Source organism: Mycobacterium fragae (assembly GCF_002102185.1).
GTDB classification, from domain to species: domain Bacteria; phylum Actinomycetota; class Actinomycetes; order Mycobacteriales; family Mycobacteriaceae; genus Mycobacterium; species Mycobacterium fragae.
On the sequence record NZ_LQOW01000002.1, the window covers coordinates 39,087 to 59,770 of the forward strand.

Consider the following 20,684-nt stretch of genomic DNA (forward strand, 5'->3'; position numbering starts at 1 on the left):
TCAGCCTGGTTGCCCGTCGGGCCCTTCGGCCAACAGCTTTACGAATCCGTCCTCGTCGAGGATGGGCACGCCCAACTCGACGGCCTTGTCGTATTTCGATCCGGGCGAGTCACCGGCGACGACGTAATCCGTCTTCTTCGACACAGAGCCCGCGGCCTTGCCGCCCCGCGTCACGATGGCTTCCTTTGCGTCGTCGCGGGAGAAGCCGGTCAACGAGCCGGTGACCACGATGGTCAGCCCTTCCAGGGTGCGGGGCACGCTCGCGTCACGCTCGTCGGCCATTCGCACACCCGCCGCCCGCCACTTGTCGACGATGGCGCGATGCCAATCGACCGTGAACCACTCCTTGACCGCCTCGGCGATGGTCGGCCCGACACCCTCGACAGCGGCCAGCTGCTCGGTCGAGGCCGACGTGATGGCGTCCAAGCTGCCGAATTCGGTTGCCAGCGCACGGGCAGCCGTCGGCCCGACATGCCGAATCGACAACGCCACCAGCACCCGCCATAACGGCTGTTTCTTGGCCGTGTCCAGGTTGACCAGCAGCCGCTTGCCGTTGGCGGACAGTGTGCCGGCTTTGGTCCGGAACAACTCGGTGCGCAGCAAGTCGTCCTCGGTGAGGCTGAAAAGTTCACCCTCGTCGGCGATTACGTTTGCCTTCAGCAGCGCGATGGCCGCCTCGTAGCCGAGCCCCTCGATGTCCAATGCACCGCGACCGGCGACATGAAACACCCGCTCCCGCAATTGAGCCGGACAGGACCGCGCATTGGGGCAGCGGATGTCGGCGTCGCCCTCCTTGGCCGGAGCCAGCTTGGTTCCGCATTCGGGACACGTTGTGGGCATGACGAATTCGCGTTCGGATCCGTCGCGCAGGTCGACGACGGGACCCAGCACCTCGGGAATCACGTCGCCGGCCTTGCGGATCATCACTGTGTCGCCGATCAGTACCCCCTTGCGCTTGACCTCCGCGGCGTTGTGCAGGGTGGCCAGCCCAACCGTCGACCCGGCCACCGTCACCGGTGTCATGAACGCGAACGGCGTGACCCGGCCGGTGCGCCCCACGTTCACCCGGATGTCCAGCAGCTTGGTCTGCACCTCCTGCGGCGGGTACTTGTAGGCGATCGCCCACCGCGGTGCCCGCGAGGTGGATCCGAGCCTGCGCTGCAACGCCACCTCGTCGACTTTGACTACGACACCGTCGATTTCGTGGTCGATGTCGTGGCGGTGCTCACCCCAGTACTCGATGCGTTCCTGTACACCGGCCACCCCGTCGACCCGGGTGGTGTGCTCGGAGACCGGCAGCCCCCAGGCCCGCAGCGCCAGATAGGCGTCGTGCAGGGTGGCCGGCTGGAATCCTTCGCTGCGCCCGAGTCCGTGGCAGATCATCCGCAGCTTGCGGCGCGCAGTGACCGCCGGATCCTTCTGCCGCAGCGACCCCGCGGCGCTGTTGCGCGGGTTGGCGAACGGCGTCTTGCCGTCCTCGACCAGCGCGGCGTTGAGCGCCTCGAAGTCGGCCAGCCGGAAGAACACCTCACCGCGCACCTCGAGGACATCGGGTATCGGGTAATCGCCGGTGGCCGCGAGCCGGTGCGGAACGTCGTCGATGGTTCGCGCGTTCAGCGTGACGTCCTCGCCGGTGCGGCCGTCGCCGCGGGTGGCCGCCCGCACCAGGCGTCCGTCCCGATACACCAACGACAGTGCGACACCGTCGATCTTGAGCTCACACAGATAATGCGCGTCGTTGCCGATCTCGGCGCGGGTGCGTGCCGCCCACGCCTCGAATTCCTCTGCGCTGAACACGTTGTCCAGCGACAGCATCCGCTCCAGATGCTCGGCGGGCGTGAAATCGGTGGCGAAGCCTGCGCCACCGACCAGTTGAGTCGGCGAATCGGGGGTGCGCAGTTCGGGATGCTGTTCCTCGAGCGCGGTCAGCCGGCGTAACAGCTCGTCGAACTCGGCGTCGGAGATGATCGGCGCGTCGCGCACGTAGTAGCGAAACTGGTGTTCGCGCACCTCGTCGGCCAGTTCACGCCATTGGCGCCGAATCTCGGGCGCGACGGGGTCAGCCTCTGCTGAGCTCACCCTGGCAGGTTATCCAAGGACGGTGACAGCTACTCCTCGACGTAGGCGCGCAACCGGTCGACGGCGGCGTCCCAGCGACGTGACAGCTGGTTGAGGTAGTCGCTGGCCTGGGCCAGTGGGCGGGTCTGCAGTGTCCAGATCCGCTCCCGGCCGCGGCGGCTGCTACTGACCAGCCCGGCCGCCTGCAGCAGCTCCAGGTGCTTGGTCGCCGCCTGGCGGGTGACCGGGACCGCTTGTGACACTTGGGAAGTCGAGCTCGGACCACCGTCGCACAGCCGCACGACGATGCGCAGCCGGTTCGGATCCCCCAGCGCGTCGAATAGTGGTGCCGGCGCCAGCGTCGTCGTCACACCCGCTGCCCCAGCGTCAGATACTTCCGCACCAACTCGACCTGCTTGGCCCAGCCGCCGCTGTTGGCCTCGAACGCCGTGGAGCGCCGCACCTCGGGGATGGCGTCGAATCCGGATTCGACGATGGTGAGCAACACGCCGTCGGGCGTCTCCGACAGAGTGAACTCCACCAGTGTGGTGGGCTCGCGGTCATAGTCGACGCCCGGCTCGACCGCGTACGGGTGCCAGCGGTAGGCGAACCGACGCTGCGCTTCTACAGCCACGATCTGCCACGTGGCTTTCGCCCCGGCATGCGGCCGCTGCAGCTCGGCGACCTCGTCGTCGACGGTTGTCGGCGTGATCGTCGCGGTGACCGACGACCCGGCGACGAATGGCCCGTCGAACCGGGCGCCGAACCAACGGCCGAATTCATCCGAGTCGCTGATCGCCCGCCACACCCGGTCCAGCGGCGCACGCAACACCACCTGCTTCTCGATTCGATCGGTACTCATATGCAACCTCCTGGTTGCGTAACGTACAGCACGAGGCGCGCTTTGCGCAACCTTTCGGTTGCGCTTTCTAGATGGCGTCGGGGTCGTCGGCGAACGCCTCGGCGGCCCGCCGGGCCAGCGCGATCGCGGTGCGCGCCCACTGCGGGGTCGCCGCGGCCAGTCCACACGCCGGGGTAATGCCGATGCGATCGCGCAGCGCCGACCGGCTGAATCCGAGGCGGTCGGTGACCGCTACGACGGCGGCGGCGACCTCCTCCACCGACGGCCGCCGTTGTGGCGGGCTGGACGACACGACACCCAGCATGACGGTGCGGCCCGATTCGATTAATTCCGCGATGGCGTCCAGGTCAGCGGGCCGAAGCGTGGTGGCATCCACGGATACCGCCGCAATACCGCTGCGCTGCAATACTTTCCACGGTAGTTCCGCCGCACAGCTGTGCACCGCCACGTCGGCGCCTGCAGCGGCGACACAGGCGTCGAGCAAGGTGGTGGCCAACGCGTCGTCGATCGGCGGGACCGGGGTCAACGCGGTCACCCCGGTCAGCCGCCCGGCCACGGCCGCAGGCAGCGACGGCTCGTCGAATTGCACAACCACGGGCGTGTCGAGGCGGCGCGACACCGTGGCGCGATGCATGCCCACGCCTTCGGCCAGCGACGCGGCCAGGTCTCGCACTGCGCCCACATCGGTGATCGCCCGGTGCCCATTGGCCAGTTCCAACTCGGCGGCCAGCGTGATGGGCCCCGGCGCCTGCACCTTGACGGCGCGGCCGCTGCCGCCCAGGCCTGCCGTCTCCCACGCCTCTTCCAGCGCGTCGATGTCTTCGTCGAGCAGGCTGGCCGCTCGGCGCGTCACCGCGCCGGGTCGTGCCGTGATGCGGTAACCGCGGGGCACCGTGTCGATGGCCACATCGATCAGCAGCGCGCCTGCCCGTCCGATTGTGTCGGCGCCCACTCCCCTGGCCGGCAACTCGACAATGTGGGCCAGCGCGCCACCCAGCTCACCGACAACGACCTCGGCGGCCGCTCGTGCGACGGTGCCGGGCCATGATCCGGCGCCGCTGGCCGTTGCGAAAGCGCTCACCGGCCAAACGTACTGGCGCTGCGCGGCTACGCTCGATGCAGGGAACCCGGAGAGATATGTCGCGAGCGCTGCTGCTGTGTTGCGCGGCCCTGTTGGCCGCGGGCTGCACGCGGATGGTCGACGGGGAGGCTGTGCCGGCATTTCCGGGCACGATCAGCGCTTCGGCCGTCGACGTCGACCGGGTGCTGCTCGACCACTCCCGGATGCAGGCGATAACCGGCGGCGGCGAGCGCCTGACCATCATCCCGTCGATGGACGGCAAGTCCCCGGTGGACATCGACACTCTCGCGGAAACGACGCCGCCAGCCTGCCGGTTCGTGTACGCCGAAACCGTCACCTTCGGGCCCGACATCGACGAGTTCCACAAGACCACGTTCCAGTACCCGCCTCGCGGCGGGCTGATCTCGGAGGGCGTCGCCGCCTATCGCGATGCCGGCACCGCCCGCCGGACATTCGACGCCCTGGTGGCAACGGTCCGCGACTGCGCCACCACGTCGGCCGGGTACGCCTTCGTTGGCGACTGGAGCGCCGACCGCCGGTCGCTGCACACTCGACCCGGCGGCTGCGGGCGCGACTACCGGGTCAAGTCGATGGTGTTGATCGAGGTCACGTACTGCGGGTTTCCAGAGTCGGTGTCGGACATCGTGATAACGAACATCGCCGCCAACGTGCCGGGCTAGACCCCTTGCGCCTTCCCCCCTTGCGCCGAACGTGCACTGGTGGCGGAAATCCGGCCGAAATTTCGCCGTGGCTACACGTTCGGCGAACTACACGATCGTCGCGCTGCCGATGACTTCGTCGCCGGCCGGATCTGGGCGGTAGAGCACCAGCGTCTGACCGGGCGCCACCCCGCGCAACGGGACACGTAGCCGGACGCGCAGCTCGTCGCCGACCAATTCGGCCACCGCGTCGACGGCCTCACCGTGCGCCCGCACCTGAACCGCGCACTCGACGGGTCCCGACGGCGTCGTCCCCGACGTGAACACCGGCCGATGTCCGGTCAGCTCCCACACGTCGAGATCTGCCGCGGTGCCGACCTGCACCGTGCCCCTGTCGGCATCGATCGCCGTCACATAGCGCGGCCGGCCGTCCGGATCCGGCCCGGCGATACCCAGCCCCTTGCGCTGACCGATCGTGAAACCGTGCACGCCGTCATGGGTGGCCAGCACGGTGCCCCGCCCGTCCACCACGGTCCCGCGGCGCACCCCGATGCGATCGCCCAGGAACGCACGGGTGTCACCGGACGGGATGAAGCAGATGTCGTGGCTGTCCGGCTTCTCGGCGACCGCCAGACCGCGACGGGCCGCCTCGGCGCGGATCTGCGGCTTGGGGGTGTCGCCGATCGGGAAGGCGGCGTGGCGCAGCTGCTGCGACGTCAGCACGGCCAGCACATACGACTGGTCCTTGTCCCGGTCGACGGCCCGGCGCAGCTGCCCATCGGACAGCCGCGCGTAATGACCGGTGGCTACGGTGTCGAAACCCAACGCCAGCGCGCGTGCCGCCAACGCCGAGAATTTGATCCGCTCGTTGCAGCGCACACACGGGTTCGGCGTTTCCCCGCGGGCATAGGACGACACGAAGTCGTCGATCACGTCTTCTTTGAACTTGTCAGCGAAATCCCAGACGTAGAAAGGGATTCCGAGCACATCGGCGACCCGGCGGGCATCGCCGGCGTCTTCTTTGGAGCAGCAGCCGCGTGAGCCGGTGCGCAGCGTGCCCGGCGCCTGGGACAGCGCGAGGTGCACGCCCACCACGTCGTGGCCGGCATCGACCATACGGGCGGCGGCGACCGACGAGTCGACGCCGCCGCTCATCGCGGCGAGCACCTTCACCGTGCCACCCCCGCGGCGGCCAGCGCTGCCTGCCGGGCGCGGGCAACCGCACCCGGCAGCACCCGCAGTGCCGCATCGACGTCGGCCTCGACGCTGGTGTGTCCCAACGACAATCGCAGCGATCCGCGGGCACTGGCCGCATCGGTGCCCATCGCGATCAACACGTGTGACGGCTGCGCCACTCCGGCGGTGCACGCCGAGCCAGTGGAGCATTCGATTCCGTTGGCGTCCAACAACATCAGCAGCGCATCACCCTCGCAGCCGGCAAAGGTGAAGTGCGCGTTGCCAGGGAGCCGCCGCGAGCCGGTTGCACCGTTGAGGTGGGCGTCGTCGACCTCGGCCAGCACGCCGTCGATGAGCCGGTCGCGCAGCAGCCGCAGGCGCGCGCTGTTGGCCTCCAGTCCGTCCACGGCGAGTTGCATGGCCGTCGCCATGCCGACCGCACCGGCGACATCGGGTGTGCCGGAACGAATGTCGCGTTCCTGCCCGCCGCCGTGCGAGAGCGGCACACAGCCGACGTCGCGGCGCAGCAGTAGCGCGCCCATACCCGGTGGACCGCCGAACTTGTGCGCGGCCACACTCATCGCGGACAGGGTGCTTGCGGTGAAGTCGACCGGCAGCTGCCCGACCGCCTGAACGGCGTCGCTGTGTATGGGTACGTCGAATTCAGCTGCGACAGCGGCGAGTTCGGCGATCGGCATGATGGTGCCGACCTCGTTGTTGGCCCACATCACCGACACCAGCGCGACGTCGTCGTGGTGCTGGAGCACGTCACGCAGTGCGGCGGCGGATACCGATCCGTCGGAGGCGGTGGGCAGCCACGTCACCTCGGCGTTTTCGTGTTCGACGAGCCAGTTCACCGAGTCCAGTACGGCGTGGTGCTCCACCGCGGTGGTGACGATGCGCCGGTGGCGCGGCTCGGCGTCTCGGCGTGCCCAGTAGACGCCCTTGACGGCGAGGTTGTCGCTTTCGGTGCCGCCCGCGGTGAAGATCACCTCGGATGGACGGGCACCGAGCTTGGCGGCGATCAGCTCGCGGGATTCCTCCATCCGCCGCCGGGCGGCACGCCCCGTGGTGTGCAGCGACGAGGCATTGCCGACGGTGCCCAACACAGCCGTCATCGCCTCGATGGCAGCGGGGTGCATCGGGGTGGTGGCGGCGTGATCCAGGTACACCATGACCCGCCCAGGATACCGACGGGGGCCTGCGGGTCAGCCAGCCAGGACGTGTCCGGGCAGCGGCTGACCCGGAGCCGCCGTGCGCACCGCCGCCTGACAGCGACGGGCCAGCTCCCGCCGATCGGTGCCCGGTAGCTCGAGCGATTCGACATAGACCCGCGCCAGGGTGCGACGGCTGGCGAGCAGCCGACGGATCGAACGCAGCAACGTGTCGTCGCCGACAAAGGCCGGCACGGTCGACAGGTTCCCGTCCTGGTGGTGATATCGCAGCCGCAGCGGCTGGATTGGCCGGCCAGCGTCGATCGCGGCCTGAAACATCGCCGGGTAGAACGGCCCGCATGCCAGACCGCACCAGGTGGTGCCTTCGGGGAATGCCACCACTGTGTGACCGGCGCGCAGTCGGGCGGCGACGATGCCCACCACACCGGGCAGCTGCCGCAGGCTGGCGCGGTCGATCGGGATGGCCCTGATGATCCGCGCCATCATCCTGACGGCGAACTGGTCGGCCACATCGGCGCGGGCGACAAACGAAAGCGGTTGTGTCCGCCACCCGCTTCTGGGGAGGACGGCGCCGATCGTGACGACATCGAGCCAGGACATGTGATCGCTGACCACCAGGACACCGGGCAGGTTGCGAACCGGCCCACCGGACACCGTGATCCGGACGCCGAGACTGCGCAACAGCAGCCGACAGTAGGTGCGCTTGGCCGCCGACCGCCCCGGTAGCGGGACCGCCAGCAGCGGCAACGCCAGCGCCAACAGCAGGGCCAGGATGGCGCGCAGCGTCATTCGCAGCCCCACAACGAACCGTCGGGGCGCGTCCGAGCAACTCGCGCGCAGACATTCCGCGTCGCAGGACGCCCGCGGCAACCAGGCATGGTCGCGCAACGTCGATCTGCTCATCAGGCGACCCTGCCGGGCACCGCGGCGACACCAGACATCGATCGCAGGCGCCGCAGATAGCGCGTGTCGGCGCGGCGCTTGTCCAGCAGCGCAGGGAAATCGGCGACACCGAAATCGGCGTCGTAGGCCGGCTCACCGCAGATCTGGGCTCCCAGTCGCAGATAGCCGCGCATCAGTGGCGGGATGACCGGTCGTGCGGGGGCGGGGATGTCGTCGAGCGGGCGTCCGTCGATGACCACCGGCCGATACGGGTGCACCCGGTAGCCATCCGGGGCGGCGTGGCGGCGCAGCACGAAGTCGCGCACGCCGCGGATCTGGCTGCCCGGTGGTGCACCCTCGCTTGCGACGGGCACCGATACGCACCCGGCAACATAGTCGTAGTCGCGTCGGTCGAGATAGGCGAGGATGCCGGCCCACATCAGCAGTACCACGGCGCCGTTGCGATGATCTTTGCGAACCACCGCGCGTCCCATCTCCACCAGCGAAGGCCGCAGCGGATCGAGTGCCCGCACGTCGAATTCCGTTGCGGTATAAAGGCCTCCGGCCGCAGCGGCACCGGCCGGCGACAGCATCCGGTAACAACCCACCAGTTGCCCGGAATTGTCCTCGCGGACCAGCAGGTGGTCGCAGTGCTCGTCGAACCGGTCCACGTCGAGACCCGGTGCCCTCAGCGCGAAGCCGGGCTCGCTGCTGAACACCTCGTAGCGCAGCCGCTGTGCAGCCTCGATCAGCGTGGCGTCGGAGGTGAGCAACAACGAGTAACGCGGCTCGCGCGGCGAACGGGTCGCCGCGGGCGGGTCGGCAGGTATGAGGATTGACTCAACGCTCATGCCACCACCGTTGCGGTACTGGTCAGCTAATTGGCGTCGACGTCGTGACGTGTTGATGCACGGCAGGTGACGAGTCGCAGCGAACTTTGTCCAGTATTCTGCGAGCGTGGCTGAGGTCGGCGACGCGACATTCGACCCAGCAGCGCTGCGCGCCAAATACGCCCAAGAGCGTGAGCGGCGGTTGCGCCCGGACGGCATCGACCAGTATGTGCAAATCACCGGTGTGTTCAGCCGCTTCGGCCACGACCCATGGGCCGACCCGAACTTCGCCCGAGACCCGATCGCCGATGCGGTTGACGTGGCGATCATCGGGGCCGGGTTCGGGGGGCTGCTCATCGGGGCACGGTGCAAAGAACTCGGCGTCGAAAACGTCCGACTTATCGACAAGGCCGCCGACGTCGGCGGGACCTGGTACTGGAACCGCTATCCGGGCATTGCCTGCGACGTCGAGTCCTACGTGTATATGCCGTTGCTTGAAGAGCTCGGCTACATCCCGACCGAGAAGTATGCCAAGGGAACCGAGATCTTCGCCCACTGTCGTCGCATTGCCGAGCACTACGATTTGTACCGTGACGCGTGCCTGCAAACCGAAGTGCAGGAAATCCGTTGGGATTCGGCTGCATCCCGCTGGGTGATCTCCACCGATCGCGGAGACAGGATCTGTGCCCGGTTCGTGGCGATGGCCAACGGCTATCTGCAGAAGCCGAAACTACCGGGGATTGCGGGTATTACGACGTTCACCGGTCATGCGTTCCATACCAGCCGATGGGATTACGATTACACCGGCGACGACCTCGGCAGGTTATCCGACAAACGCGTGGGCATCATCGGAACCGGTGCGACCGCTATTCAGTGCGTTCCCCGTCTCGCGGAGTCGGCGCAGCGGCTCTTCGTCTTTCAGCGCACCCCGTCGACCGTCGACGTCCGAGCCAACCGGCCGACCGACCCGCAATGGGCCGCGTCGCTGGAGCCGGGCTGGCAACGCCGTCGCATCGAGAACTTCCAAATCCTCACCGCGGGCGGCCAAGCCGACGAGGACTTGGTCGACGACGCATGGACCAGCCTCACCAAGAAGATGCCAATCGTGAACAGCGATGGGCCAAACGCCGCGGAACTTGCTGACTTCGCGAAGATGGAGGAGATCCGGGCCCGTGTCGACGCGCTCGTCGCCGACCCAGCCACCGCCGAGGCGCTCAAGCCGTGGTACGGCTATTACTGCAAACGGCCCTGCTTCCATGACGAGTACCTGCAGGCGTTCAACCGCGACAACGTCACGCTCGTCGACACCCACGGCCGCGGGGTAGAACGCATCACCGAACACGGTATCGTGGTCGACGGCGCCGAATACCCGCTCGACTGTTTGATTTTCGCCACCGGGTTCGAAGTCGGCACGGATTATCGCCAGCGCACCGGCTTCGAGGTGATCGGTCGCGACGGCCGCACACTCACCGACAAGTGGGCCGACGGCGTGCGTACCCTACACGGCTTGCAGGTCAACGGTTTTCCGAACTGTTTCATCGAAAGCATCGCTCAGTCCGGCTTCACCGTGAACTTCCCCTACCTGATCGACACCCAATCGCGTCACGTCGCCTGGGTGATCGCCTGGGCGTTGCAGCACGGCGCCACCGAAGTCGAAGCGACGGCCGAGGCGGAAGCGGCCTGGGTCGGCGCCGTCGTCGAACGGTCGAGTGTCATCGCCGGAAGACGCGAGTCGTGCACCCCCGGCTACTACAACCGCGAAGGCCACGCGAGTGCGCGACTGAACCGCGACAGCTTTTTCTTCGGCAGCCCAACCGAATACGCCGACATCCTGGAGGCCTGGCGCGCTGACGGCACGCTGGACGGCCTTGACGTCAAAGCGACGGCGCCGCTCAGCCCTTGCGGGCCTTGACCGCCTCGGTCAGCTGCGGTGCGACCTTGAACAGGTCGCCGACCACGCCGTAGTCGGCGATCTCGAAGATCGGCGCCTCTTCGTCCTTGTTGACCGCGATGATCGTCTTCGAGGTTTGCATGCCGGCGCGGTGCTGGATCGCGCCGGAGATCCCCAGCGCGATGTACAGCTGCGGCGACACGGTCTTACCGGTCTGGCCCACCTGGAACTGGCCCGGGTAGTAGCCGGAGTCCACCGCAGCGCGGGACGCGCCGACCGCGGCGCCCAGTGAGTCGGCCAATTCTTCGACCACGCTGAAGTTCTCGGCGCTGCCCACACCACGGCCACCGGAGACCACGATGGTGGCTTCGGTGAGCTCCGGGCGATCGCCGGCGACCGCCGGCTCGCGTGCCGTGACCTTGGCCGCGTTCTCGGCGGGCGCCGGTACGTCCACGGTGACCTGCTCGCCCGCGCCGTCAGCCGGTTCGGCCTCGATCGCGCCGGCGCGCACGGTGATCACCGGGGTGTCGCCGTTGGCCTGCGCCTCCACGGTGAACGCGCCGCCGAAGATGGAGTGCACGGCCTTGGGCCCGGCCTGTACGTCGACGACGTCGACCAGCAGACCCGAACCGATGCGGGCCGCCAACCGGCCCGCAATCTCCTTGCCGTCGGCGCTGGCAGCCAGCAAAACGGCGGCAGGAGTGGCCGATTCGGCCAGCGCGGCCAGCACGTCGACCGCCGGGGTGATGAGGTAGTTCTCGGCGGCGTCGGATTCGGCGACGTAGATCTTGGCGGCGCCGGCCGACTTCAGGCCGTCGACCAGCGGCGCCGCGGTCCCCGGCGCGCCGACCACGACGGCGGCGGGCTCGCCCAACGTGCGGGCGGCGGTGATCAGTTCGTTGGTGACTTTCTTCAGCGCGCCTTCGGCGTGCTCGACGAGCACCAGTACTTCAGCCATGGGTGTATTCCGTGTCTTTCGCGTCGGGGGATCTAGATGATTTTCTGTGCGACCAGGTACTCGGCGATCTTGGTGCCGCCGTCGCCCTCGTCGGTGACCTTCTCGCCGGCGGTCTTGGGCGGCTTGGGGTTTGACGCCAGCACCGTCGACCCGGCGTTGGCCAGGCCCACCTCGTCGGACTCCACGCCGATCTCGGCGAGCGTCAGCTTGGTGACTTCCTTCTTCTTGGCGGCCATGATGCCCTTGAACGACGGGAAGCGCGGCTCGTTGATCTTCTCGTTGACGCTGACCACCGCCGGCAGCGAGGCCTCAAGCGTGAATACACCGTCGTCGGTCTCGCGTTCGCCGATGATCTTGCCGCCCTCGACCGAGAGTTTGCGCAAGTGGGTGAGCTGCGGAAGGCCCAGGTACTCGGCGATGATGGCCGGCACCGCCCCGCCGACACCGTCGGTGGACTCGTTGCCGGCGATCACCAGCTCGGTGCCCTCGATGGTGCCCAACGCCCGCGCCAGCGCCCACCCGGTCTGGATGACGTCAGAACCATGCATCCCGTCGTCGAGCAGGTGGACGGCCTTGTCCGCGCCCATCGACAACGCCTTGCGAATGGCCTCGGTGGCCCGCTCCGGGCCCGCGGTCAGCACGGTCACCGATCCCTCGGTGCCGTCGGCGGCCTCTTTCTCCCGGATCAGCAGCGCCTCCTCGACAGCCCGCTCGTTGATCTCGTCCAACACGGCGTCGGCTGCCTCCCGGTCCAGGGTGAAGTCACCCTCCGTGAGCTTGCGCTCCGACCAGGTGTCTGGGACCTGCTTGATCAGGACCACGATGTTCGTCATGAGTGTGGTTCGTCCTCCTCGAATGGGCCCTGCAGCGGTCAGCCACACGACCTGGGTCACGTCTTACGCAACCGCACACGCATGTTACTGACCGGTAACTTTGTACGGTTCGCTCTCACACCATAGCGGGTCGTGCTGCAGGTTCTTGCGCCTGTCTCGGTGAACCGTTCGCCTCTGCGGCGCAAGGGGCTAGCCTGCCTATTCAATGAGCACATACCACCCGCCCGCCGATCCCGGGTTGACGCTGACCGGCGAACGCACCATCCCGGGCCTCGACGTGGAGAACTACTGGTTCCGCCGTCACGAGGTGGTGTACCAGCGGTTGACGCCGCGCTGCGTGGGGCGCGAGGTGCTCGAAGCGGGCTGCGGCGAGGGCTACGGCGCCGACCTGATCGCCGGGGTCGCCCGCCGGGTGATCGCGGTGGACTACGACGAGAGCGCGGTGGCGCACGTGCGGGCCCGCTACCCGCGGGTGGACGTCATGCACGCGAACCTGACCGAGCTGCCGCTGGCCGACGGATCGGTCGACGTGGTGGTCAACTTCCAGGTCATCGAACACCTGTGGGACCAGGCCAGGTTCGTCCGCGAGTGCGCCAGGGTGCTGCGCTCGTCGGGGCTGTTGATGATGTCCACTCCCAACCGGATCACGTTCTCGCCGGGCCGTGACACCCCGATCAACCCGTTTCACACCCGCGAGCTCAATGCCGAGGAGCTGACCCAGCTGCTGGTGGAGGCAGGTTTCACCGTGGAGGGTGTTTACGGGATTTTTCATGGGCCGCGGCTGGCCGAGATGGATGCCCGCCACGGCGGTTCGATCATCGACGCCCAGATCGCCCGCGCCGTCGCCGATGCGCCGTGGCCGCCGGAGCTGTTAGCCGACGTCGCCGCGGTCAGCGCCGCCGACTTCGACATCGTCGACGCGGGAGACAGCTGTGATATTGATGCCAGCCTGGATCTGGTCGCGATCGCGGTGCGCCCGTGAACCAGACCACCGAGAGCCGGGTACCCGGCCTGTTCACGCTGGTGTTGCACACCCATCTGCCGTGGCTGGCCCATCATGGCCGCTGGCCTGTCGGCGAGGAGTGGCTCTACCAGTCATGGTCGGCGGCATATCTGCCGCTGCTTCGAGTGCTACACACCCTGGCCGGCGAGGACCGTCATCACTTGATCACGTTGGGCATGACGCCCGTGGTGACGGCCCAGCTCGACGACCCGTACTGCCTCGACGGGATGTACCACTGGCTGGCGAACTGGCAACTGCGCGCCACCGAGGCCACCACGTTACCGGCGTTGCGCGCGTTCGGGATTCGCGAGAATGCCGAGGCGCGCCGGGCACTTGAGGACTTCGCCACCTTGTGGCGTCACGGTGGCAGCCCGCTGCTGCGCGGCCTGATCGACGCCGGCACGGTCGAGCTGCTCGGCGGGCCGCTCGCCCATCCGTTCCAGCCGCTGCTGACGCCGCGGCTGCGCGAGTTCGCGCTGCGCGAGGGCCTGGCCGATGCGCGTTCTCGGTTGGCGCATACCCCGGCCGGGATCTGGGCGCCCGAATGCGCGTACGCCCCGGGCATGGAGCATGACTACGCCGCGGCCGGCGTGGGCCACTTCATGGTCGACGGCCCGTCCTTGCATGGCGACACCGCGCTGGGCCGGCCGGTCGGCGACACTGACGTGGTGGCGTTCGGGCGCGACCTGCAGGTCAGCTATCGCGTGTGGTCGCCGAAATCCGGCTACCCGGGTCACGCCGCCTACCGCGACTTCCACACCTACGATCACCGCACCGGCCTCAAACCCGCCCGGGTCACCGGCCGCAACGTGCCGTCGGACGCCAAGGCGCCCTACGATCCCGAACGCGCGGATCGCGCGGTCGACGTCCACGTCGCCGATTTCGTCGACGTGGTACGGGGCCGGCTGCTGGCCGAATCCGAGCGGATCGGTCGCCCGGCACATGTGGTCGCCGCTTTTGACACCGAGTTGTTCGGCCACTGGTGGTACGAGGGACCGGTGTGGCTGGAACGGGTCCTGCGGGCGCTGCCGGAGGCCGGGGTGCGGGTGGGCACGTTGAGCGACGCGATCGCCGACGGTTACGTCGGCTCAACGGTCGAATTGCCGCCCAGCTCTTGGGGTTCCGGCAAGGACTGGCAGGTGTGGGCCGGCGACAAGGTCGCCGACCTGGTGCAGCTCAACTCCGAAGTCGTCGACACCGCGCTGAGCACGGTCGACAAGGCGCTGACCCAGACCGCGTCGCTGGACGGGCCGATCCCCCGCGACCAGATCGCCGATCAGATTCTGCGTGAGACGTTGCTCACGGTGTCCAGCGATTGGCCGTTCATGGTGAGCAAGGACTCCGCTGCCGACTATGCCCGCTACCGGGCGCACCTGCATGCGCACGCCACCCGCGAGATCGCCGGAGCGCTGGCGTCGGGCCGCCGGGAAGTCGCGCAGCGGCTGGCCGACGGCTGGAACCGGGCCGATGGCCTGTTCGGCGCGCTGGACGCGCGAAGGCTGCCCCGATGAAAATCCTGATGGTGTCGTGGGAGTACCCGCCGGTGGTGATCGGTGGCCTCGGCCGACACGTCCATCATTTGTCGACGGCGCTGGCGGCCGCCGGCCACGAGGTCGTGGTGCTGTCGCGTCGCCCGTCGGGAACCGATCCGAGCACCCACCCGTCGTCCGATGAAATCAACGAGGACGTTCGCGTGGTAGCGGCTGCCCACGACCCGCACGAGTTCACCTTCAGCGACGACATGATGGCCTGGACGCTGGCGATGGGCCACGCCATGACCCGCGCCGGATTGTCGTTGGACTTCACCCCCGACGTCTTGCACGCTCACGACTGGCTGGTGGCCCATCCCGCCGTCGCGCTTTCGGAATTCTACGACGTGCCAATGGTTTCCACTGTTCACGCGACGGAGGCAGGCCGGCATTCGGGATGGGTTTCCGGATCGCTGAGCCGCCAGGTGCACGCCGTCGAGTCGTGGTTGGTGCGCGAATCCGATTCGCTGATCACCTGTTCGAGCTCGATGGCCGACGAGATCACCGAGCTGTTCGGGCCAGGGCTGGCCGAGATCACGGTGATCCGCAACGGAATCGACGCAGCCCGTTGGCCTTTCGCGACTCGCCGGCCCCGCACCGGGCCGCCCGAATTGCTCTATGTGGGCCGGCTGGAGTACGAGAAGGGTGTGCACGAAGCGATCGCCGCACTGCCCCGCATCAGGCGCGTCCATCCCGGAACCACGTTGACTATCGCCGGGGACGGCACCCAGCAGGACTGGCTTATCGAACAGGCCCGCAAGCACCGGGTGCGCAAGGCGACGAAATTCGTTGGGCGGCTTGACCACGAGGAACTGCTGCACGCCTTGCATCGCGCAGACGCCGCCGTGCTGCCCAGCCATTACGAGCCCTTCGGCCTGGCAGCGCTGGAGGCCGCCGCGGCAGGCACTCCGCTGGTGACCACCAATATCGGGGGCCTGGGCGAGGCGGTGATCGACGGTGAGACCGGGATGTCCTGCCCGCCACGCGATGTGGCGCGACTGGCCAAAGCGGTCTGCGCCGTGCTCGACGATCCAGCCGCCGCGCAGCGCCGCGCGCGGGCCGCACGGGAAAGACTCACCTCTGATTTCGATTGGCATACCGTGGCCGACGAGACCGCACAGGTATATCTGGCGGCCAAGCGTCGCGAACGCCAGCCGCTTCCCCGGCTACCGATCGTCGAGCACGCGCTGCCGGACCGCTAGCCAGCTCAATGGAAGTAGTCTTCCAGCATGCGCGCCACCTCTGCTGAGCTGACGGCCGCGGAACTGGACCTGCGTGACCAGGTTCGCGCTTTCCTGTCCAAGGAGCTGCCTGCCGGCACATTCGAGCCGGGCCTCGGGATGAGTAGCCAAGCTGATCCTGAGTTTTCGGCGTTGCTCGCCGAGCGCGGATGGGTCGGCATGGCGGTGCCGGCGCGCTACGGCGGTCACGACGCCACGGCCGTGGACCGGTTTGTGGTCGTCGAGGAACTGCTGCGCTGGGGAGCGCCCGTTGGACATCACTGGGTGGCCGACCGCCAGATCGCCCCAGTGCTGCTGCGTTTTGGCACCGAGGAACAGAAGCGCTGGTTGCTGCCGGAGATCTGCCGGGGGAAGTTGTGCTTCTGCATCGGCATGAGCGAGCCGGATGCCGGAAGTGACCTCGCGTCGGTGCGCACGAAAGCGGTTGCCGGCGACGGCGGTTGGCGTGTCTCGGGCACCAAGGTGTGGACGAGCAACGCCATGCGCGCCGACTTCATGATCGCGTTGTGCCGCACCGGCGGCGGCGCGCGCCATGAGGGGCTCAGTCGGTTGCTGATCGATATGCATAGCCCGGGCGTGACGGTCAACCCGATCCCCTATCTCGACGGCAGCACCGACCACTTCGCCGAAGTGACACTCGACGACGTGCTGGTTCCCGATGACAGGGTGATCGGTGAGATCGGACAGGGATGGGCGCAGAACACCAGCGAGCTGGCCTTCGAGCGCGGCGGGCCGGACCGGTGGATCTCCACTTTCCTGCTCGTTCAGGAATTCATGCGCGCTGAACCGGATCTTGCTGCCAGCCCCGCCGGACGCCGCTGGATCGGCGAACTGGCCGCCCAATACTGGGTGTTGCGCCGGCTCTCGCTCGCGGTGGCGAGGAGTATCGACGCGGGCGGCACCCCTTCGGCGGAAGCGGCGCTCATCAAGGAGATGGGCACTCGGTTCGAACAAGACGTGGTGATCGCATTGCGGGAATTGCTGGACCGAGAGCTGCTGTGCGGCTTGGAATCTGCTGAGCCACCTTCATTGTTCGACCGGCTGCTGCGTCGCGCTGTGCTGGATTCGCCCTCGTACACCATTCGCGGCGGAACCACCGAGGTGCTGCGTTCGGTCGCTGCGAAGGGTCTGACATGAGCGATAACGAACTGCACAGCGCCGCAACGAAATTCTTCGATGACCACTGCCCCTGGGAGGTCGTCGCCGAGACCGAAGTGACGGGCTGGGCCGACGCGCTGTGGCAGGCACTGACAGAAACCGGGTTCGCCGATGTGCCGATGCCGGAGGAATTGGGCGGATCGGGCGGTGACGTGGCCGATGCGGTCGAGCTGCTACGGGCAGCGGGAGCGCACGCGGCGCCAGTGCCGCTCGCTGAGGCGGGCCTGGTCGCCGGTTGGCTGCTGGCGTCTGCGGGTCTGGTGCTACCAAACGCGATTCGCACCGTGCTGCCAACCGCCGGGCAGTTGCATCTCGACGATGATCGACTGTTCGGCACGGTGCCGGGGGTGGCATGGGGTCACCGCGCCGAGCATGTTGTCGGACTCGTCGACGGCCTCGTGCTGATAGCGCCGGGTCCGGCCGCACCGGGACCGCATCCGGCGGTCAGCCGCGCCGTCAACCTGGCCGGCGAGCCACGTGACACCGTGCATTTCGACGGCGTGCCGATCACCGCGCGAGCCAGCGCGCCGGATGGAGTCAACGACCAAACGCTGGCGGAGCGTGCCGCTTTGGGGCGGACGGCGCTGATGGCCGGCGCGTTGAACGCCGTCGCGGCGATGACGCTGCGGTACAGCCGCGAGCGAGAGCAATTCGGGCGCCCCATCGGCCGGTTCCAAGCCGTGCAGGCTCATCTCGTCACCATTCATCAGCAGGCGACGGTGGTGGCCGCGGCCGTCGCCGGTGCGGTCGCCGCGCTCGAACGCGGCCACGGCGGCTTCGAAATCGCCTGCGCCAAGCTACTTGCCGACCAAGGTGCAAAGTTGGCCACGCGATCCGCCCACCAGGCACACGGCGCGATCGGCATGACGAAGGAGTATCCATTGCACTATCTGACCCGCCGGCTATGGGCCTGGCGAGACGAAGCGGGCGGCCACCACCGCTGGGCGGACCGGCTCGGCGCGACGTTGCTGTCCGCGGGCCCCGACGCGCTGTACCCCGCGATTCAGTCCGGATCGGACGTGATCCAGTGAACCGGCTGCGGCGCCCGGACGGCGTCGAGGTCGCGTACCGGGTGCAGAACCCACAGGCGTCGGGTGTGCCGATATTGCTCACCCACGGTTTCGCCGCCACCGCAGCCATGTGGGATCCCAACATTGACGCGCTGTCGACGGACCGGCCGGTGATCGTGTGGGACCAGCGCGGGCACGGCAACAGCGACGCCCCAGAGGATATGGCCCGCTACGGCCAGGACATCAGCGTCGCGGACATGGCCGCAGTACTCGACGCCGCCGGCGCGGAGCGGGCGGTGCTGTGCGGCATGTCCTTGGGCGGCTACCTGTCACTGGCCTTTCACCTCGCCCACCCGCATCGGGTGGCCGCGCTGGTGCTCGTCGACACCGGGCCGGGCTACCGCAACGCCGAAGCCCGCCAGAAGTGGAACGACTGGGTGGAGCGAACCGCGCAGCGACTGGAGACCGGCGCACCCGCGCCGCATTCTTCGCCGGAGGTCGCGCGGGCCGTACACCGGCATCCCGAAGGACTGCCCCGCGCCGCCCGCGGCTCGATGGTCCAACACAATGCCCGGGTGATCGAATCACTCGACAGCATCGCGGTTCCCGCGCTCGTCGTCGTCGGCGCGCAGGACACCGACTTCCTGGCCGGTGCCGACTACATGCAGCGCCACATTCCCAATGCCCGCCAGCTTCTCATCAACGACGCCGGGCATGCCGCGAACATGGACCAACCCGACATTTTCAACACCGCCGTGCGTGAACTGCTGGAGCAACTTTGAACACCCAGGACGTAACCATGGACCTGGCCGATCACGTGGCAACCGTCGAGATCCACCGGCCGCCGAACAATTTCTTCGATACCGCGCTCATAACCGCCATCGCCGACGCCTACGCCCAACTCGACAACGACGCCGACTGCCGGGCGATCGTGCTCTGCGCCGAGGGAAAGCACTTCTGCGCCGGCGCCGACTTCTCCCGCTCCGCAGCGGGCGGGTCCTCGGTCGCTGAGCTCTACGTCCAGGCTCTGCGGTTATTCCGGTCGACCAAGCCGGTGGTCGCGGCAGTCAACGGCGCGGCGATCGGCGGCGGGCTCGGACTGGCATTGAGCGCGGACTTCCGGGTGGCGTCCGCATCGTCGAGATTCGCGGCTAACTTCAGCCAGCTCGGATTCCACCCCGGCTTTGGGATCACCGCCACGCTGCCACGAGTCGTCGGGCAGCAGAAGGCACTCGAATGGCTGCTCACCGGTGAGCGCTTCAACGGCGAAAAGGCCTACGCCGCAGGGCTTGTCGACGAGCTCGCTGCCGACGGCGATGTCCGCCCGGCCGCGTTGCGGTTTGCGGGGCGCATCGCGGCTTCGGCTCCATTGGCGGTGACGAGCATCCGCGCAACCATGCGCGCTGGACTTGCCGAGGCTGTCGAAGGGGCCACCGCCCACGAACTGCAAGAACAAACCCGTTTGCAGGCGACCGCCGATTTTCGCGAAGGCGTTGCCGCCGCGGCCCAGCGCCGTGCGCCGATGTTCACGGGTCGCTGATTACAGTGCGCGCCGCGCCGCCTTGACAGCCGCGAACGTCTCTGGGGCGCCGTCGAATTCGATCTGCACCGCGTCGCGGCCCGCGAGGAACAACACCAGCTCCTGTGGTTCGCCAGTCACCGTGACCTCCTCGCCGCGTCCGACGCGGGCGATTTGTCGGCCCGCGGGTGTCTGGAGCACGACCTGCACGGGTGCTTTCGCCAGCGCCATCCGGCTCACGAAACCCAGCGGCCGGGTCAACGCCGTGGCCGTCGACTCATCCAACTCCCGTGGCTGCCAACCGTCGACGGCGCGGCGCACATCCTCGTGATGGATGAACATCTCTCCGATGTTGGCCACCGGATCGAGCAGCTTGAACGGTGAATACAGCGGGGGTCCGGACGCCACCAGCTCGACGAGGTCGTCCCAGCTGTTCGACTGCGCGATCTGATCCTGAACCTTGGCGGTGTGGTCGGCGAGAAACGGAATCACGATGCCGACGGTGGCGTCGAGGCGGCGTTCCCTAACGACCAGGTGAGCGGCCAGATCCCGGGTAGTCCAGCCCGCGCAGAGTGTCGGTGCGTCCGGCCCGACCCTGCGCAGAGTTTCCACGAGAGCGGCACGCTCGCGTTGAGCAGCGTTCATGGACACACCTTAGGCCGGGCGAGTTAGATAGCGGGACGTGGATGGTTCCCCGTCGATTCGCTGGCCTGAGCGGTTCGATCCGCGACGGGCACGGCCCAGGGTCTCCGGCCCCCGGCCGTCGACCGTGCGCTGAGGGCGTCGACTGTGCACGCAGGGCGCAAAATTCCGGCGGAT

General features: G+C 68.0%; 20 protein-coding genes. 9 read left to right on the forward strand and 11 right to left on the reverse strand.

What is annotated here, in order from left to right; genetic code table 11:
- From ligA to AWC06_RS00225, 4 genes are all read right to left on the reverse strand, one after another.
- Positions 1-2,079: an NAD-dependent DNA ligase LigA gene (ligA, locus tag AWC06_RS00210; RefSeq protein ID WP_085193214.1), complete on the reverse strand. Its 2,079-nt coding sequence runs from the start codon at positions 2,077-2,079 to the stop codon at positions 1-3.
- Between the two features lie 29 nt (positions 2,080-2,108).
- Positions 2,109-2,429, reverse strand: coding sequence for an ArsR/SmtB family transcription factor (locus tag AWC06_RS00215; protein ID WP_085193216.1), 321 nt, complete (start codon positions 2,427-2,429; stop codon positions 2,109-2,111).
- On the reverse strand, positions 2,426-2,920 hold the full coding sequence (locus AWC06_RS00220; RefSeq protein ID WP_085193218.1) for an SRPBCC family protein: 495 nt from the start codon (positions 2,918-2,920) through the stop codon (positions 2,426-2,428). The genes AWC06_RS00215 and AWC06_RS00220 overlap by 4 nt, the downstream gene beginning before the upstream one ends.
- Positions 2,921-2,987: 67 nt before the next feature.
- The gene (locus AWC06_RS00225) at positions 2,988-4,001 is read right to left on the reverse strand and encodes a uroporphyrinogen decarboxylase/cobalamine-independent methonine synthase family protein (protein ID WP_085193220.1); all 1,014 of its coding nucleotides are present in this window, start codon (positions 3,999-4,001) and stop codon (positions 2,988-2,990) included.
- Positions 4,002-4,057: 56 nt separating this feature from the next.
- Here AWC06_RS00225 and AWC06_RS00230 point away from each other — a divergent pair, with 56 nt between their 5' ends.
- Positions 4,058-4,681, forward strand: a complete 624-nt coding sequence (locus tag AWC06_RS00230) for a sensor domain-containing protein (RefSeq protein ID WP_085193222.1) — start codon at positions 4,058-4,060, stop codon at positions 4,679-4,681.
- 87 nt (positions 4,682-4,768) lie between these two features.
- Here the strand turns inward: AWC06_RS00230 and mnmA are convergent, their stop codons facing one another.
- The 4 genes from mnmA to AWC06_RS00250 are packed head-to-tail and all read right to left on the reverse strand — an operon-like array spanning position 4,769 to position 8,744.
- The gene (gene mnmA / locus AWC06_RS00235) at positions 4,769-5,833 is read right to left on the reverse strand and encodes a tRNA 2-thiouridine(34) synthase MnmA (protein WP_085193224.1); all 1,065 of its coding nucleotides are present in this window, start codon (positions 5,831-5,833) and stop codon (positions 4,769-4,771) included.
- A complete protein-coding gene (locus tag AWC06_RS00240; RefSeq protein WP_085193226.1) occupies positions 5,830-7,011 on the reverse strand; it encodes a cysteine desulfurase family protein in 1,182 nt (393 codons plus the stop codon). The genes mnmA and AWC06_RS00240 overlap by 4 nt, the downstream gene beginning before the upstream one ends.
- Before the next feature lie 33 nt (positions 7,012-7,044).
- Entirely contained in the window at positions 7,045-7,914 is an 870-nt protein-coding gene (locus AWC06_RS00245; RefSeq protein WP_085193228.1) for a lysophospholipid acyltransferase family protein, read from the reverse strand.
- Positions 7,914-8,744, reverse strand: a complete 831-nt coding sequence (locus AWC06_RS00250; protein WP_085193230.1) for a GNAT family N-acetyltransferase — start codon at positions 8,742-8,744, stop codon at positions 7,914-7,916. Before AWC06_RS00250 ends, AWC06_RS00245 begins: the two co-directional genes overlap by 1 nt.
- 106 nt (positions 8,745-8,850) lie before the next feature.
- Between AWC06_RS00250 and AWC06_RS00255 the strand changes: the two genes are divergently transcribed.
- Positions 8,851-10,635: a flavin-containing monooxygenase gene (locus AWC06_RS00255; protein ID WP_085193232.1), complete on the forward strand. Its 1,785-nt coding sequence runs from the start codon at positions 8,851-8,853 to the stop codon at positions 10,633-10,635.
- Here the strand turns inward: AWC06_RS00255 and AWC06_RS00260 are convergent.
- Positions 10,616-11,572, reverse strand: a complete 957-nt coding sequence (locus tag AWC06_RS00260; RefSeq protein WP_085193233.1) for an electron transfer flavoprotein subunit alpha/FixB family protein — start codon at positions 11,570-11,572, stop codon at positions 10,616-10,618. The two genes, AWC06_RS00255 and AWC06_RS00260, sit on opposite strands and share 20 nt — an antisense overlap.
- A 32-nt stretch (positions 11,573-11,604) precedes the next feature.
- Positions 11,605-12,405: an electron transfer flavoprotein subunit beta/FixA family protein gene (locus AWC06_RS00265; protein ID WP_085193235.1), complete on the reverse strand. Its 801-nt coding sequence runs from the start codon at positions 12,403-12,405 to the stop codon at positions 11,605-11,607.
- A 205-nt stretch (positions 12,406-12,610) separates the two neighbouring features.
- Here AWC06_RS00265 and AWC06_RS00270 point away from each other — a divergent pair, with 205 nt between their 5' ends.
- The 7 genes from AWC06_RS00270 to AWC06_RS00300 are packed head-to-tail and all read left to right on the forward strand — an operon-like array spanning position 12,611 to position 19,886.
- Positions 12,611-13,387 carry a class I SAM-dependent methyltransferase gene (locus AWC06_RS00270; RefSeq protein ID WP_085193237.1) on the forward strand — a complete coding sequence of 259 codons (777 nt, stop codon included), beginning with the start codon at positions 12,611-12,613 and terminating at the stop codon, positions 13,385-13,387.
- The gene (locus AWC06_RS00275; RefSeq protein ID WP_085193238.1) at positions 13,384-14,919 is read left to right on the forward strand and encodes a 1,4-alpha-glucan branching protein domain-containing protein; all 1,536 of its coding nucleotides are present in this window, start codon (positions 13,384-13,386) and stop codon (positions 14,917-14,919) included. The genes AWC06_RS00270 and AWC06_RS00275 overlap by 4 nt, the downstream gene beginning before the upstream one ends.
- Entirely contained in the window at positions 14,916-16,139 is a 1,224-nt protein-coding gene (locus AWC06_RS00280) for a glycosyltransferase family 4 protein (protein WP_085193240.1), read from the forward strand. The genes AWC06_RS00275 and AWC06_RS00280 overlap by 4 nt, the downstream gene beginning before the upstream one ends.
- Positions 16,140-16,166: 27 nt before the next feature.
- On the forward strand, positions 16,167-17,315 hold the full coding sequence (locus AWC06_RS00285) for an acyl-CoA dehydrogenase family protein (RefSeq protein ID WP_085193242.1): 1,149 nt from the start codon (positions 16,167-16,169) through the stop codon (positions 17,313-17,315).
- Entirely contained in the window at positions 17,312-18,367 is a 1,056-nt protein-coding gene (locus tag AWC06_RS00290) for an acyl-CoA dehydrogenase family protein (RefSeq protein ID WP_085193244.1), read from the forward strand. Before AWC06_RS00285 ends, AWC06_RS00290 begins: the two co-directional genes overlap by 4 nt.
- Positions 18,364-19,128 (forward strand): alpha/beta fold hydrolase, encoded by a 765-nt coding sequence (locus AWC06_RS00295; protein WP_085193246.1) that lies wholly within the window; start codon positions 18,364-18,366, stop codon positions 19,126-19,128. Before AWC06_RS00290 ends, AWC06_RS00295 begins: the two co-directional genes overlap by 4 nt.
- A 17-nt stretch (positions 19,129-19,145) precedes the next feature.
- Positions 19,146-19,886 carry an enoyl-CoA hydratase/isomerase family protein gene (locus AWC06_RS00300; RefSeq protein WP_211281861.1) on the forward strand — a complete coding sequence of 247 codons (741 nt, stop codon included), beginning with the start codon at positions 19,146-19,148 and terminating at the stop codon, positions 19,884-19,886.
- Here AWC06_RS00300 and AWC06_RS00305 read toward each other — a convergent pair whose 3' ends face one another.
- The gene (locus AWC06_RS00305) at positions 19,887-20,510 is read right to left on the reverse strand and encodes a TIGR03085 family metal-binding protein (protein WP_085193250.1); all 624 of its coding nucleotides are present in this window, start codon (positions 20,508-20,510) and stop codon (positions 19,887-19,889) included.
- Positions 20,511-20,684: the final 174 nt, after the last annotated feature.